Source organism: Roseivivax sp. GX 12232, from assembly GCF_021272185.1.
Taxonomy (GTDB): domain Bacteria; phylum Pseudomonadota; class Alphaproteobacteria; order Rhodobacterales; family Rhodobacteraceae; genus Roseivivax.
The window spans coordinates 353091-366742 of the sequence record NZ_JAJSEC010000001.1; the positions used below are offsets into that span (position 1 = coordinate 353091).

The 13652-nt window shown below is 71.0% G+C and carries 14 protein-coding genes; 2 read left to right on the top strand and 12 right to left on the bottom strand.

The window, feature by feature from the left end:
- Positions 1 to 247: 247 nt before the first annotated feature.
- Genes ccoP through ccoN form a run of 4 tightly spaced genes read right to left on the bottom strand, consistent with a single transcriptional unit; the run spans position 248 to position 3836 of the window.
- A complete protein-coding gene (ccoP, locus tag LR948_RS01560) occupies positions 248 to 1180 on the bottom strand; it encodes a cytochrome-c oxidase, cbb3-type subunit III (RefSeq protein ID WP_232752158.1) in 933 nt (310 codons plus the stop codon).
- A complete protein-coding gene (locus tag LR948_RS01565) occupies positions 1177 to 1416 on the bottom strand; it encodes a cbb3-type cytochrome c oxidase subunit 3 (RefSeq protein ID WP_232752159.1) in 240 nt (79 codons plus the stop codon). Before LR948_RS01565 ends, ccoP begins: the two co-directional genes overlap by 4 nt.
- 11 nt (positions 1417 to 1427) lie before the next feature.
- Positions 1428 to 2237 (bottom strand): cytochrome-c oxidase, cbb3-type subunit II, encoded by an 810-nt coding sequence (gene ccoO / locus LR948_RS01570; RefSeq protein ID WP_232752160.1) that lies wholly within the window; start codon positions 2235 to 2237, stop codon positions 1428 to 1430.
- Positions 2238 to 2243: 6 nt separating this feature from the next.
- Complete coding sequence (gene ccoN, locus LR948_RS01575) at positions 2244 to 3836, bottom strand: cytochrome-c oxidase, cbb3-type subunit I (RefSeq protein ID WP_232752161.1); 1593 nt, start codon at positions 3834 to 3836, stop codon at positions 2244 to 2246.
- Positions 3837 to 4024: 188 nt separating this feature from the next.
- Here ccoN and LR948_RS01580 point away from each other — a divergent pair, with 188 nt between their 5' ends.
- On the top strand, positions 4025 to 4822 hold the full coding sequence (locus LR948_RS01580; RefSeq protein WP_232752162.1) for a universal stress protein: 798 nt from the start codon (positions 4025 to 4027) through the stop codon (positions 4820 to 4822).
- Positions 4823 to 5019: 197 nt separating this feature from the next.
- Here LR948_RS01580 and fnrL read toward each other — a convergent pair whose 3' ends face one another.
- A complete protein-coding gene (fnrL, locus tag LR948_RS01585; RefSeq protein ID WP_232752163.1) occupies positions 5020 to 5757 on the bottom strand; it encodes a transcriptional regulator FnrL in 738 nt (245 codons plus the stop codon).
- A 69-nt stretch (positions 5758 to 5826) separates the two neighbouring features.
- On the opposite strand from fnrL, the gene hemN reads away from it, so the two are divergent.
- Positions 5827 to 7173 carry an oxygen-independent coproporphyrinogen III oxidase gene (gene hemN, locus LR948_RS01590; protein ID WP_232752164.1) on the top strand — a complete coding sequence of 449 codons (1347 nt, stop codon included), beginning with the start codon at positions 5827 to 5829 and terminating at the stop codon, positions 7171 to 7173.
- On the opposite strand, the gene LR948_RS01595 is transcribed toward hemN, so the two are convergent.
- From LR948_RS01595 to LR948_RS01625, 7 genes are all read right to left on the bottom strand, one after another.
- Positions 7170 to 7943, bottom strand: a complete 774-nt coding sequence (locus LR948_RS01595) for a LamB/YcsF family protein (RefSeq protein ID WP_232752165.1) — start codon at positions 7941 to 7943, stop codon at positions 7170 to 7172. The genes hemN and LR948_RS01595 overlap by 4 nt on opposite strands.
- Entirely contained in the window at positions 7934 to 8968 is a 1035-nt protein-coding gene (locus tag LR948_RS01600) for a biotin-dependent carboxyltransferase family protein (RefSeq protein ID WP_232752166.1), read from the bottom strand. The genes LR948_RS01595 and LR948_RS01600 overlap by 10 nt, the downstream gene beginning before the upstream one ends.
- Positions 8965 to 9720 carry an allophanate hydrolase subunit 1 gene (locus LR948_RS01605; RefSeq protein WP_232752167.1) on the bottom strand — a complete coding sequence of 252 codons (756 nt, stop codon included), beginning with the start codon at positions 9718 to 9720 and terminating at the stop codon, positions 8965 to 8967. The genes LR948_RS01600 and LR948_RS01605 overlap by 4 nt, the downstream gene beginning before the upstream one ends.
- Positions 9717 to 11000, bottom strand: a complete 1284-nt coding sequence (locus LR948_RS01610; protein WP_232752168.1) for a TRAP transporter large permease — start codon at positions 10998 to 11000, stop codon at positions 9717 to 9719. Before LR948_RS01610 ends, LR948_RS01605 begins: the two co-directional genes overlap by 4 nt.
- Positions 10997 to 11545: a TRAP transporter small permease subunit gene (locus LR948_RS01615; RefSeq protein WP_232752169.1), complete on the bottom strand. Its 549-nt coding sequence runs from the start codon at positions 11543 to 11545 to the stop codon at positions 10997 to 10999. The genes LR948_RS01610 and LR948_RS01615 overlap by 4 nt, the downstream gene beginning before the upstream one ends.
- Before the next feature lie 161 nt (positions 11546 to 11706).
- A complete protein-coding gene (locus tag LR948_RS01620) occupies positions 11707 to 12744 on the bottom strand; it encodes a TRAP transporter substrate-binding protein (protein ID WP_232752170.1) in 1038 nt (345 codons plus the stop codon).
- Entirely contained in the window at positions 12741 to 13604 is an 864-nt protein-coding gene (locus LR948_RS01625; RefSeq protein WP_232752171.1) for a putative hydro-lyase, read from the bottom strand. The genes LR948_RS01620 and LR948_RS01625 overlap by 4 nt, the downstream gene beginning before the upstream one ends.
- Positions 13605 to 13652 lie beyond the last annotated feature (48 nt).

The following is a 13652-nucleotide window of genomic DNA, read 5'->3' on the forward strand; positions in this document are numbered from 1 at the left end:
CGCAGCTGACGTTTCAATCTTGGAACGTCAGCCCTCTGTTGAGGTGACGGAGTCCGCGATGCTTGGGACCGGAAAACGATCGGCCAAACGGCGCGGCACACCCATGCAAGACCGGCCTCCCCGTGGCGGCCGCCCCCGGCATTCCAAGCGCACACGCCCCCCGCAAACACAAGCGGCGGCCCGAAGACCGCCGCCCGCCACCGCCGCGCCTCGCGGCACGCGCGAACAGGACCGCGAGGCGGGGGTGTCAGCCGCCGTTCCCCTCCTCGGGAGCCGGGGCCTCGGAGCCGGCCGCACCCGCCGGTCCGATCTCCTGCGCGGCCTCCTCCTCGCCGCCGCCGAGCTGGTGCACATAGGCCGCGAGCGCGCGCACCCCGTCTTCGCCGAGCCGGGCGCCCCAGGGCGGCATCACGCCATAGGGCCCCTCGCTGATCAGCCGGGTCAGCGCCGCGTCGTCCGAGCCGTAAAGCCAGATCGCATCCGAAAGGTTCGGCGCGCCGATCTCGCGGTTGCCCTCGGCGGCCATGCCGTGACAGGCCGCGCAGTTCTCGGCGTAGAGCGCCCCGCCCGGCCCGGCGAGGGGATCCGCCCCGCCCGGCAGCGCCTGGACGTGATCGACCAGCAGAGCGATCTCGGAGGCCTCCAGGATCCCGCCGAACCCGGGCATCTGGCTGAAGCGGCTTTGCGGGTCCTCCTCGCTGCGGATGCCGTGGCGGATCGAATAGGCGATCTCTTCGCGGCTGCCGCCCCAGAGCCAGTCGTCGTCGAGAAGGTTGGGGTAGCCCTCGGCCCCCGCCGCCCCGGCGCCATGGCACTGCGAGCAGTTGTTGCGGAAGAGCGCGCCCCCGGCCTGCACCGCGAACCGGTGCAGCGCGGGATCCTCGGGCAGCGCGGCGAGCTCGGTCTCGACCAGGGCCTGGCGCAGGTCCGCCTGGCTGTCGGCCACCGCGGCGATCTCGGCGGCGACCTCGGCGCGCTGGGACCAGCCCAGGAGCCCCGCGGTCGCGCGTTCGGCCAGCGGCCAGGCGGGGAAGAGGATCGTGTAGATCACCCCCCAGAGGATGGTGGCGTAGAAGGTCCAGAGCCACCAGCGCGGCAGCGGGTTGTTCAGCTCCTCGATGCCGTCCCAGCTGTGGCCGGTGGTCTCGACCTGGCGGGTCTTTGGTGTCTCTTGGGTCATTGGCGGCTCTCCTCGGGGGCGCAGGTGCAGCCGGCGCAGGCCCGCCCGCAGCCCGCGCGGGGCCTCTCGGGCGCGGGCGGCGGGGCGTCGCGGAAGATCGAACGGGCGGCGTCGTCGTGCAGCGCCCGGCTGCCCGGGCGCCAGACCCAGAGGAAGGCGCCCAGGAAGAACAGGAAGAGCGCCAGAAGGGCCCAGCTGTCGGCGAAGGCGCGCAGGAGGGAATAGGTGTCTTGCATGGCCGGGCTCCTCAGCGGCTGGCCTCGGCCACGAAGGTCGAGAAATCGACCGTCGTGCCGAGCATCTGCAGGTAGGCAATCAGCGCATCCATCTCGGTCAGCGCGGGCTGTCCGTCGAAGTTGCGCACCTGGGCGCCGGGGTAGCGCTCCACGAGCCCGTCCCAGTCGCCGTAGGGATCGACCTGCACCCGGAAGTCGGCGGGCGCGGCCTGGATCATCTCCTCGGTGTAGGGCACGCCGACCAGCGCATGGGTCTGCAGAAGCTCGCGGATGTGCTCGGGGCCGATCTCGGCGCGGGCGAGGTAGTCGTATTTCGGCATGACGCTTTCGGGCACCACCGACTGGGGATCCTCGAAGTGGTCGACGTGCCATTCATCCGAATAGCGCCCGCCGACCCGCGCCAGGTCCGGCCCGGTGCGCTTCGAGCCCCATTGGAACGGGTGGTCATACATGGATTCCGCCGCCAGGCTGTAGTGGCCGTAACGCTCCACCTCGTCGCGCATCGGGCGGATCATCTGGCTGTGGCAGGTGTAGCAGCCCTCGCGCAGGTAGATGTCGCGGCCCGCCAGTTCGAGCGGCGAATAGGGGCGCACGCCCTCGACCTCCTCGATGGTGTTCTCGAGCCAGAAAAGCGGCGCGATCTCGACGATGCCGCCGACGGTCACCACCAGGAAGGAGAAGACCAGGAGCAGCGTGGCGTTCTTCTCGAGAATGGCGTGCCGGTCGATCAGCCGGCGCTTGCGGGCGGGGCCCTCCGTGGCCTCGGGCTCGGGGCCGGGCGCGGCCTCAGCCGCCTGCGGGGTGTGGGTGTCTTGTGTCATGGCAGGTTACTCCGCGGGAACGGGGGCGTTGACGGGACGGGCCTCGGGCGCGCGGATGGTCATCCACATGTTCCAGACCATGATCAGGGCGCCTGCGAGGTAGAGAACACCGCCCGTCGCGCGCACCACATACATCGGGAACTTGGCGGCCACAGTGTCGGCGAAGGAGTTCACCAGGAAGCCCTGGTCGTCGACCTCGCGCCACATGAGCCCCTCCATGATCCCGGTGACCCACATCGAGGCGGCGTAGAGGACGATCCCCAGCGTCGCGAGCCAGAAGTGCCAGTTGATCGCGGCCATGGAATACATCCGCGCCCGGCCCCACAGCTTGGGCGTCAGGAAATAGAGGCAGGCGAAGGTGATCAGCCCGTTCCAGCCCAGCGCGCCCGAATGCACGTGGCCGATGGTCCAGTCGGTGTAATGCGACAGCGAGTTCACCGCCCGGATCGACATCATCGGGCCTTCGAAGGTCGACATGCCGTAGAAGGCGAGGCTGGCCACGAACATCCGGATGATCGGGTCGGTGCGGATCTTGTCCCAGGCGCCCTCGAGGGTCATCAGCCCGTTGATCATGCCGCCCCAGGAGGGCATCCAGAGGATCACCGAGAAGACCATGCCCAGCGTCGAGGCCCAATCGGGCAGCGCGGTGTAATGCAAGTGGTGCGGACCCGCCCAGATATAGAGGAAGATCAGCGCCCAGAAGTGGATGATCGACAGCTTGTAGCTGTAGATCGGCCGCCCGGCCTGCTTCGGGACGAAGTAATACATCATCCCCAGGAAGCCCGCGGTCAGGAAGAAGCCCACCGCGTTATGGCCGTACCACCACTGCGTCATGGCGTCCTGCACCCCGGCGAAGACCTGCACCGACTTGGAGCCGAAAAGCGAGACCGGCACCGAGAGGTTGTTGACCACATGCAGCATGGCCACGGTCACGATGAAGGACAGGAAGAACCAGTTGGCGACATAGATATGCGGCTCGCGGCGCTTGATCAGCGTGCCGAGGAAGACCGCCAGGTAAGCCAGCCAGACCAGCGTCAGCCAGATGTCCACGTACCATTCGGGCTCGGCGTATTCCTTCGACTGGGTCGCGCCCAGGAGGTAGCCGGTCGCCGCCATCACGATGAAGAGCTGGTAGCCCCAGAAGACGAACCACGCGAGGTTCCCGCCCCAGAGCCGCGCCGCCGAGGTGCGCTGCACCACGTAGAAGGAGGTGGCGATCAGCGCGTTGCCCCCGAAGGCGAAGATCACCGCCGAGGTGTGCAGGGGCCGCAGGCGGCCGAAGTTGGCATAGCCTTCGGACCAGTCGAAGTTGAGCCCGGGGAAGGCCAGCTGGAAGGCGATGAAGGTGCCCACGAGAAAGCCCGCGATGCCCCAGAAGGCGGTGGCGATCACGCCCGCGCGCACCACCCCGTCAAGGTAGCCCTGCGGTTCCGGCGCGCGGGGCTCGCCCAGGCGGCCGATCTCCCAGAGGCAGAGCCCGGCGGCGATCAGCATCACCAGGGCGGCGTGAAAGGTATAGGCGAGGTCGCGCCCGTAATCCGCCGCGATGGCGGCCAGGAGCGCGACGACGCCGAGGCAGAGTATTCTGATGATGGCCATGCAGCCCCCGTTCGTCCGGCGCGCGCCGGCCCCATGCCGGCACGCTTCGCGGTCGAGCTATGGCGGCTCGCGCCCCGCGGCGCCTTGACCTGGATCAAGGGAAATTCCCGCGACGGGTTTGATCCAGGTCATGGCGGGCTCGGGCGGCGGCGGGCTCAGATGGAGACAGACCTTACAGGAGAACAGCCATGTCCCAGGGCACCCTCGTCACCGTCATCCCCGATCCCGAAAGCCTCGCGGTGCTGGAGCCCGCGATCGAGACCGCGCGGCGGCTCTCGCTGCATCTCGAGGTGATCTGCCTCGCCCCGGCGATCTTTCATCTCGCGCCAACCACCATGGCCGATGCCTTCATCCCGCCCGCGATCAACGAGACCTGCCGCGAGGATCTCGCCCAGCAGATCCGCGCCGCCGAGGCCCGCCTCGCGCGCGAGGAGCTGGAGTGGTCCGTCTCGGGCATCCTCAGCGGCTACGACGCGCTGGCCTACCAGTTGGTGCGGCGGCTGCGCTTTGCCGACCTCGCGCTTCTGCCGCGCAGCGGGCCCGCTCCGGGCGACCTCGCGCGGCTCTTCGAGGCGGTGCTCTACAATTCGCGGGTGCCGATCCTGCTGACCGACAGCGGGCTCGGCGCGCTCGACCGGGTGCTCGTGGCCTGGGACGACAGCGACGTGGCACTGGCGGCGGTGCGCGCGGCGGCGCCGCTTCTGGCGCTGGCCGGAGAGGTCGAGGTGGTCACCGTCGATCTGCCCGAGGCCGGGCAGGACCTCGCGCGGATGCTCTCGCGGCAGGGGCTGCGCCCGGTGCTGACGCCGCTGCCCAAGGGCGCGCACGGCATCGCCCGGACGCTGCTGGACCATGCGCGCGAGACCGGGGCCGAGGTGATCGTCGCGGGCGCCTATGGCCACGCGCGGCTGCGCGAGATGCTTCTGGGCGGGGTGACGCGCGACCTGATGAAGGGCGCCGTTCGGCCGCTGCTCCTGGCGCGGTAGTGCCGGAAGTTGGGTGCTGGTCGGTGCTCGGTCCGCAGGCCGGGCACCGCTGCAACGGGTCGCATAGCTCGGATGGTTGGGGAATGGGGCCCAAGCCCCCCCCCGGCCCGCCCCGCCGGTCTCTCTCAGAGGGTGGCGCGCTCGGCAGGGTCACCCACCGGGCGCACGGCACCCAGGCCCCCTGCCCGGCCCCTAACTCAGGCGATCGGGCCGCCGTCGTCGTCCAGCACCTCGAGCGTGAGCTGCGCCACATCGGGCACCACCACCTGCCGGGCCGAGGGTGTCTCGATCAGCCCCTCGCGGCGCAGCGCCGAGAACTGCCGGCTGGTGGTCTCGATGGTCAGGCCGAGATAATCGGCGATGGCCTCGCGCGAGAGCGGCAGATGCAGGACCACCGGGCCGTCGGTGATCTCCTGGCCCTCGGCGCTGGCCTCGCGGCGCACCAGGCTCAGGAGGAACTTCGCCACCCGCTCGCGCGCGGTCATCCGGCCCAAGAGCACCGACCAGTCCCGCGCGATCTCCAGCTCGTCGAGCGTCATGGTCAGAAGCCGCTGCGCCACGTTGGGCGAAGACCGCACGATCTTCTCGAAGGCCGGCCGCTCGAAGCGGCAGAGCGTCACGTCGCTGACCGCCTCGATGTCGAAGGAGGACCGCGCCCGCCCGGGCCGCCCGATGAAATCCGAGGGCAGCAGAAGCCCTACCATCTGCCGCCGCCCGTCCTCGAGCGTGCGGGACATGGTCGCGCAGCCCGCCACCACCGAGGAGACGTGATCGAAGGCGTCGCCCGCGGCCACGATGCTGCCGCCCTTGGGCACGCTGACGTAGCTCTTGATGCTTTCCAGCACCGCGAGATCATCGGCATCGGCCTCGGCGCAGACCGCCCGGTGACGGATCGGGCAATCGGCGCAGGCCACCTTGGCGAGACGCATGTTCATGGCCCTCCCTTACGACCAGCCTTGACCTGCATCAAGGACGGAGCCGACGCCCCGGGGCAGGGTCGCGACATGACACAGGATCCGCTTTCCGCCGCCCTGCTCGACGCGCGCGTGCCGCGCTACACGAGCTATCCGCCCGCCGACCGTTTCACCACGGCAGTCGGCGCCCCAGAGATGGCCCGCTGGATCGGCGCGATCCCGCCCGGCGCGCCGCTCTCGCTGTATCTGCATGTGCCGTTCTGCCGCAGGCTCTGCTGGTTCTGCGCCTGCCGCACCCAGGGCAGCCGCAGCGACGCGCCGCTCGACCGGTTCCTCGCCCATCTGCGCGAGGAGATCGGACTGGTGAGCTGGGCCCTGCCCGAGGGCGTCGCGGTGCGGCGGCTGCACCTGGGCGGCGGCACGCCCAGCATCCTGTCGCCCGGGCGCATCGACCGGCTGGCGGGCTGGCTGCGCGCCGCCTTCCTCTTCGAGACCGAGGCCGAGGTCTCGGTCGAGATCGATCCCTGCGACTGCGACGCGGCGCGGCTCGACGCGCTGATGCGGCTTGGGATGCGGCGGGCCTCGATCGGAGTGCAGGATTTCGACGCGCAGGTGCAGGCCACCATCGGGCGCCACCAGAGCGTGGCCGCGACCGCCGGGCTGGTCGCGGGGCTGCGCGCGCGCGGCATCGCCAGCGTGAACTTCGACCTGGTCTACGGGCTGCCGCATCAGACCCGCGCGAGCCTCGAGGCGACGCTCGACCGGGTGCTGGAGCTCGCACCGGACCGGCTGGCGCTTTACGGCTACGCCCATGTGCCCTGGATGGCCAAGCGCCAGCGGGTGATCCCCGAGGCGGCCCTGCCCGGCCCGGCCGACCGGCTGGCGCTGGCCGGCGCGGCGCGGGCGCGGCTCGAGGCGGCGGGCTATGTCGCCGTGGGCATCGACCATTTTGCCCTGCCCTCGGACAGCATGGCCCGCGCCGCGCGGATCGGCACGCTCCGGCGCAACTTCCAGGGCTATACCACCGACGACGCCGACACGCTGATCGGGCTTGGCCCCTCGGCGATCTCCTCCTTCGCCGAGGGCATCGCCCAGAACGCCCCGGCCACCGGCGACTGGCAGACCGAGGTCGCGACGGGGCGCTTCGCCACCCGGCGCGGCCATGCGCTGAGCGCCGAGGACCGGCTGACCGCGGCGGTCATCGCCGCGCTGATGTGCCAGGGGGAAGCCGATCTTGAGGGGCTCGCGGCGCGCCACGGGGCCCCCGCCGCGCCGCTTCTGGCGCGGGCCGTTGCGGCGCTGACGGCGCTGCCGGGCATCGGGTCGCTCGAGGAGGGGCGACTCACCGCGCGCGATGCCTCCATGGTGCGGCTTCTCGCGGCGCGGCTCGATCCGGGCTTCCAGCCCCGGGGCGCGGCCTACAGCCAGGCCAGCTAGAGCGGCCGGCCCTCCAGCCGGGCGATGGTGACGCCCTCGCCTTCCAGGAGCCCGCGCAGGTGGCGCGCCAGCGCCACCGCCTCGGGGCTGTCGCCATGCAGGCAGACGGTGTCGATTCGGCAGGGCAGATGGCTGCCCTCGGCGGTGATGATGGCGCCGGCCTTCAGCATCTCGAGGACCCGCCGGGCGGCGGTCTCGGGGTCGTGGATCACCGCGCCGGGCAGGCTGCGGTCGACCAGGGTGGCATCCTCGTTATAGGCGCGGTCGGCGAAGATCTCGCAGGCCGCGCGGCAGCCGAGCGCCCGGACCGCCGCTTCCTGGGCGGTGCCCGCCAGCACCATGATCGTGATCTCGGGGGCGACGGAGAGCGCCGCCTCGTAGCAAGCCCGCGCCATCTCGGCATCCTCGGAGGCCATGTTGGCCAGCGCGCCGTGCAGCTTCAGATGCGCGACCTCGGCGCCCGCGGCCCGCGCCATGGCCTGGGCCGCGCCGAGCTGGTAGCGCACCAGGTTCGCCAGGCTCGCCTGCGGCAGATGCATCCGCCGCCGCCCGAAGCCCTGCAGGTCGGGAAAGCCCGGATGGGCGCCGATGCCGACGCCCCTGCGCGCCGCCGCCGCCATGGCCCCGGCCATGGTGTCCCAGTCGCCAGCATGCATCCCGCAGGCGATATTGGCCGAGCTCACCACCTCCAGGAGGCCCGCGTCATCGGTCATCCGCCAGGGGCCGAAGCCCTCGCCCATGTCGGCGTTCAGATCCACGCTCAGGCCCATTCGGCGCTCCGTTCCAGGTCGTCTCCGGCGGTCACGCCGCCGACAAGGTTGTAGGCCAGAAGATCGCGGATGTCTTCGGGCCGGCGGATGAGCCGGGAAATCCGCGCGCCCAGCCGCTTGCGCTCGGCCCGGGCGCGGGTCTCGGCGGCAAGCCCCTCCTCGAGCGTCAGGAAGCGGAAGCGCAGCTGCCCGTTCGGAGCGCATTGCGCGACCTTGGGCAGATCGGCGGGCAGGACCGCGCCGATCCTCGGGTAGCCGCCGGTGGTCTGGCATTCGCACATCAGCACGAAGGGCGTGCCGTCGCCGGTGATCTGGATGTCGCCCGGCACGATCACCTCGGAGAGGACCGAGAGCCCGGCGCTGCTGGCAAAGCCCGGACCCTCGGGCAGGAAGCGCACGCCCATGCGGTTGCCGCGGGCGTCGCGGGTGAAGGTGCTTTCCTCGAAGCGGGCGCGTTCTTCGGGGGTGAAGAACTCGGTCTGGAGGCTCGGCACGACGCGCACCTCGCCGCCCTCGAAGCGCGGCTCGGCGGCGATCTTGAAGCCGGTCGCTCCGGGGCGCGGGTCGGGGTTCAGCGCGAGCCGCTGCCCCGGCTCGATGCGCCCACCGATCCCGGCGGAGAGATGCGCCGAGCCCGCGCCGAGCCGCGGCGCGGCTGTGACGCCGCCGCCCAGGTGCAGGTAGCCGTAAGCCCCGGCCTCCATCGCGCCCAGCACCAGCCGCGCGCCTGCGGGCAGCAGGTGGCTGGCGTGCCAGGCGACCCGCGCGCCGTCGATGCTGGCGCGCATCGGCGCGCCGGTCAGGGCGATGCGCAGATCCTCGGTGGCCTCGAATTCGCCGCCCATGCCGGCCATCTCGAGCGCCAGCGTGCCCGCCCCCTGCCCCAGAAGCGCCCGCCCCTCGGAGAGCGCCAGGCTGTCGGCCGCGCCCCCGCGCGACAGCCCCTGCCGCAGGTAGCCTGGCCGCCCCTCGTCCTGGAGCGTCAGCCCGGGGCCCGCGCGATGCACGATCAGCTGCCCGCTCATGCCAGCACCTCGGACCGTGCGCCGCCCATCGGCGCCTCGTCCAACGCGGCGAGTTTCTCGGGCGTGACCGCCTCGAAGCAGAGCTCGTCGCCGGGGCGCAGGACAAAAGGCGTCTCGGCCTCGGGGCGGAACAGCGGGAAACCGGTCTGGCCGACGTGGCGCCAGCCGGTGGGCGTCGGCACCGAGAACAGAACCATCTGCCGGATCGCGAGACCCAGCGCCCCGGCGGGCACCTTCTCGGTGAGCTGGGTCTGGCGCGGGATGTCCCAGTCGGCGGGCAACTCGCCCAGGTAGGGCTGGCCCGGGGCAAAGCCGATGGTCTGCACCCGCACGCGGGCGGTGGTCAGGCTTTCCAGCGCGGCCTCGGGCGAAAGCCCCGCCGCGGCGGCGGCCTCGTCGAACTGCGGCGCGAGGTCGGTGCCGAAGACCGTCGGCACGTGCCAGAGCCGCCGCCCGCCCGGCAGGGGCGCGGCATACCAGTCGCGGCTGGCCAGCAGCGCCGCGAGCGCCGCGCGCACCGCGTCATGGGCGACCGCTGTGGGATCGAAGCGCAGGTAGGTCGAGACGAGCGAGGTCGAGGTCTCCTCGGTGCCCTCGGGCGCCTCGCGCTCCAGCGCGTCGAGAAAGGCCAGCGCGGCGCGGTTGGCGGGCTCGCTCAGGCTGTCGGCGAAACTCACCAGGAAGCCGTCGACGCCCACGGTGCGGACGCGCGGCCAGCCGGCCGCGCCCCTGTCGCCAGTCCCCCCGGTCATTGCAGGGCGTCCGGCAGCCAGAGCGCGATCTGCGGGAAGGCGATCAGCGCCGCCGCCATGGCCAGCATCGCGAGGATATAGGGAATCGTGCCCAGCATCACCTCGGTCATGCTGCCCGATTTCCGCGCCCCCTGCACCACGTAGAGATTGAGCCCCACCGGCGGGGTGATCAGCGCCATCTCGATGAGCACGATCATCAGGATGCCGAACCAGATCGGGTCGAAGCCCATCTCGACCACCAAGGGCACGATGATCGGGATCGTCACCACCATGAGCGAGAGCGTCTCGATGAAGAAGCCCAGCACGACGTAGATGCCGACGATCACGAAGATCGTGGAGAGCGGCGAGAGGCCCAGCCCCTCGAGGAAGGCCTGCAGCTCGCGGCCGATGCCCGCCGAGGCCAGGGTGAAGTTCAGGAAGGAGGCGCCGATCACCACCAGCATGATCATCGAGGTGATCTTGACGGTACCGAGCACGCTTTCGCGGAACATCCCCAGCGAGACCCGCCCGAAGAAAAGCGCGATCACGATGGTCCCCGCGACGCCCACGGCGGCGGCTTCTGTGGGCGTGGCCCAGCCCTTGTAGATCGAGCCGATGATCACCAGGAACAGCAGGAAGATCGGCACCAGCTCGCCCAGCGCGCGCAGCATCTGCGCCAGCGGGAACACCCGGCGCTCGCCGCCGAGCGAGGGGCGGATCACGCAGAGGATCATGGTGATCACCACGAAGGCCAGGGCCAGCGCGATGCCCGGCACGAGCCCGGCGAGGAACAGCCGCGGGATCGAGGTCTGGGTCAGGAAGCCGTAGACGATCAGGTTGATCGAAGGCGGGATCATGATGCCCAGCGTGCCGCCCGCCGCGATGGCGCCGGAAAAGAGCTTGGGGTCATAGCCCAGCTTCTCGGCCTGGGGCATGGCGACCGTGGCCACCGTCGCCGCGGTGGCGACCGAGGAGCCCGAGGTGGCCGAGAACATCGTCGCGGTCGCGACATTGGCATGGACCAGCCCGCCCGGCAGCCAGCTCACCCAGCGGTCGAGCGCGGCATAGGTCCGGGTCGCGATGCCCGAGCGCACCAGGATCTCGCCCAGGAGCACGAAGAAGGGAATGGCGATCAGCGTGGCGTTGTTCGAGGTCGACCAGACCAGGTTGCCGAGCCCGCGAATGAGCGGGAAGGGGCTGAAGAAGGCGTCGACGCCGAAGCCCAGCATGAAGAGCACGATGCCGACCGGGATCGACAGGCACAACAGGCCCAGGAGGCCCACGGAGATGTAACCGATCATCGCGCCTGCTCCGCTTCGCCGAAAGTGCCGATGGCGGCGTCCGAGCCCGCGAAATCGCCGCGCATGACCAGCGCGCCGGCGGCCAGGAGCGTCGCCCAGGCCGAGACCGCGAACCAGATCCAGCCCGCGAACCAGGGCAGCTGCACCAGCGCCAGCGGGGTCTCGAGCGGGGTATTGGCGCGCGAGCCGTTGACCAGGGAGCGTTCGAGCACCGGCCAGCATTTCACGGCGATCAGCGTGACGGTGCTGGCCAGGATCGCCAGCGAGACAAGGTCGAAACCCGCCCGTCCCCGGGCGCCGGCGCGGCTCCGCAGAAGGTCGATGCGCACATGGCCCATCTCGCTCAGCGTGTAGGCCATACCCCAGGAGGTGGCGACGGCCATGACGTAGCCGCTGATCTCGTCGGTGCCGCCCAGCGAGGCGCCGATCTGGCGCAGGAGGACGTCGGCGAGGACGAAGGCCACGCAGGCCAGGAGGACGACGCCGATCAGGATGGCGATCACGCCGTTGGCCTGTCTGAGGGTCGCCAGGATCTTGTCGGGCATCTGCGCCTCCGGGGCGGGGCCGCCCGGGATCGGGCGGCGGGTTTCGATCGGGCTCGCGTCGCGGTGGACCGGCGCGCGGGGGGCCAGGGCACCGCCCCGATGCGGGGCGGTGCGGGATCAGTATGGCACGGCGCGCGCGGGATGCGCGCGCGGCGCGGGGATCAGTTGACCGGCACGCTCACGCCGACCGCCGCGCCGACCGAGGCGTTCCAGCGCTCGGCCCAGTCGGCCCCGGCGCGCTCGGCCCATTCGGGCAGCACCTGGTTGACCAGCACCTCGCGGGCGCGGTCGAAATCGGCCTCGGAGGCCTCGACCAGGGTCATGTCCCGCGCCTCGCCCGCCGGGCAGTCGCCATTGCCGGTCAGGCAGGCGATGTCGTTGACCAGCGCGTCCTGGGCGCTGGCCCAGGCCGGGGCCTCGAACTCGGCGGCGATCTGCTCTTCGATCAGGCCCTGGGTCTCGGCGTCGAGACTGTTCCACTTGTCGAGGTTCACCGCGGTCACCACGCTGTCCCAGCCGCCCAGCGGGATCGGCATGAGATGGGTGGAGACCTCCCACCAGCCGGCGCTGTAGCCCGAGCCCGCGCCGGTCACGGCGCAGTCGACCACGCCCTTCTGCAGCGCGCCAGGCACCTCGGAGAAGCTGACGTTGATGCCCTCGGCGCCCAGCGCCTCGAGGAACTTCGCGGTCATCCGGCCCGAGGCGCGGACCTTCTTGCCCTCGAGATCGGCGAGCCCGCCGATCTCGGCGTTGCAGAAGACGACCTGCGGCGGATAGGGCGCGATGGCCAGCACGTGGCTGTTGAAGCGGTCGTTGTAGATGTCCTCGACCATGGGCCGGGCCGCATCCACCATGGTGCGCGCCTCCGCGGCGGTCAGCGCCAGGAGCGGCACGTCCAGGCCCTCTAGCTCGGGCGCATCGGCGACGGCGTAATCGGCCACGGTCATGCCGACGTCGTAGACGCCGTCGCCGAGCAGCCGGTAGACGTCGCCGACGCCCAGGTTCATCTGGTCATGGGTGGTCAGCGCGACGCTGATCCCGCCATCCGAGGCCGCGGGCAGCGTCTCGGTCCAGAAGGGCGCCTCGTATTGCTGGTGCAAGGGCAGGCTCGACCAGCTGCCGACGACCGACAGTTCCTGGGCGGCCAGCGGGCCGGCCAGCGCGGTGCTGGCGGCGAGAAGAGTGAAGATGCGTGTCATGTGTAGCTCCCTGTTGTGGTTTGGGTCTCTTGTGTCCCCGGGGGTCCGCTCGGGTTGCGCACCGGCACCTCGGCGTCCTCGGCGATATCGGTGAGCAGCATGTGCCCGGGTTTGTGGGTGATGCAGAGCGGCACCCCCGCGCGTTCGATCGCCACCTGGGGGGTGACGCCGCAGGCCCAGAAGACCGGCACCTGCCCGGGCGCCAGCGGCGCCGGATCGCCCCAGTCGGGGCGGGTGATGTCGGGGATGCCGATGGCCCCGGGATCGCCCCAGTGCACCGGCGCGCCATGGGCCTGCGGGTAGCGGCGGCAGATCGCGGCCACTTCCTCGAGGCGGCTTTCCGCGATGCCGCGCATGCTGACCACCATCCGGCCCGAGAAGGGCCCGGCGGGCACCGTCTCGATGCCCGAGCGGAACATCGGCACGGTGGTGTCGTTCTCGATGTGCCAGAGCGGCAGCCCGGCGTCCTGCAGCGCCTGTTCGAAGGTGAAGGAACAGCCGAGCGCGAAGGCCACGAGGTCCGGCCGCCAGAGGGCGGTGATGTCCGTCGTGGCCCCCGCCAGCCGCCCCTCGCGGTAGATGTTGTAGGCCGGCACGTCGCTGCGGATGTCGATGTCGCGGCCCAGCGTGAACATCATCGGATCGCCGGTGTCGCTGACGCCCACCAGCGGGCAGGGCTTGGGATTGCGTTGGCAGAAGCGCATGAAGTCGAGCGCATGGCTCTCGGGCAGGATCGCGAGATTGGTCTGCAGGTAGCCCGGCCCGAGCCCCGCGGTATGCGAGGCATAGCGCCCGGCCCGGATCTCGGCCCGGACCGTGGCCAGGTCGCTCTTGCGCAATGTGGAATAGCTGGGCGTCACGCCGATCCTCCCTTTCGACGTTCAGGGTGACCAAGCCCGCATATAAGC

What these genes read in the sequence shown, in the direction of transcription:
- ccoP (WP_232752158.1), bottom strand. Translation starts at nt 1,180, where the DNA reads ATGACCCAAGAGACACCAAAGACCCGCCAGGTCGAGACCACCGGCCAC.
- LR948_RS01565 (WP_232752159.1), bottom strand. Translation starts at nt 1,416, where the DNA reads ATGCAAGACACCTATTCCCTCCTGCGCGCCTTCGCCGACAGCTGGGCC.
- ccoO (WP_232752160.1), bottom strand. Translation starts at nt 2,237, where the DNA reads ATGACACAAGACACCCACACCCCGCAGGCGGCTGAGGCCGCGCCCGGC.
- ccoN (WP_232752161.1), bottom strand. Translation starts at nt 3,836, where the DNA reads ATGGCCATCATCAGAATACTCTGCCTCGGCGTCGTCGCGCTCCTGGCC.
- LR948_RS01580 (WP_232752162.1), top strand. Translation starts at nt 4,025, where the DNA reads ATGTCCCAGGGCACCCTCGTCACCGTCATCCCCGATCCCGAAAGCCTC.
- fnrL (WP_232752163.1), bottom strand. Translation starts at nt 5,757, where the DNA reads ATGAACATGCGTCTCGCCAAGGTGGCCTGCGCCGATTGCCCGATCCGT.
- hemN (WP_232752164.1), top strand. Translation starts at nt 5,827, where the DNA reads ATGACACAGGATCCGCTTTCCGCCGCCCTGCTCGACGCGCGCGTGCCG.
- LR948_RS01595 (WP_232752165.1), bottom strand. Translation starts at nt 7,943, where the DNA reads ATGGGCCTGAGCGTGGATCTGAACGCCGACATGGGCGAGGGCTTCGGC.
- LR948_RS01600 (WP_232752166.1), bottom strand. Translation starts at nt 8,968, where the DNA reads ATGAGCGGGCAGCTGATCGTGCATCGCGCGGGCCCCGGGCTGACGCTC.
- LR948_RS01605 (WP_232752167.1), bottom strand. Translation starts at nt 9,720, where the DNA reads ATGACCGGGGGGACTGGCGACAGGGGCGCGGCCGGCTGGCCGCGCGTC.
- LR948_RS01610 (WP_232752168.1), bottom strand. Translation starts at nt 11,000, where the DNA reads ATGATCGGTTACATCTCCGTGGGCCTCCTGGGCCTGTTGTGCCTGTCG.
- LR948_RS01615 (WP_232752169.1), bottom strand. Translation starts at nt 11,545, where the DNA reads ATGCCCGACAAGATCCTGGCGACCCTCAGACAGGCCAACGGCGTGATC.
- LR948_RS01620 (WP_232752170.1), bottom strand. Translation starts at nt 12,744, where the DNA reads ATGACACGCATCTTCACTCTTCTCGCCGCCAGCACCGCGCTGGCCGGC.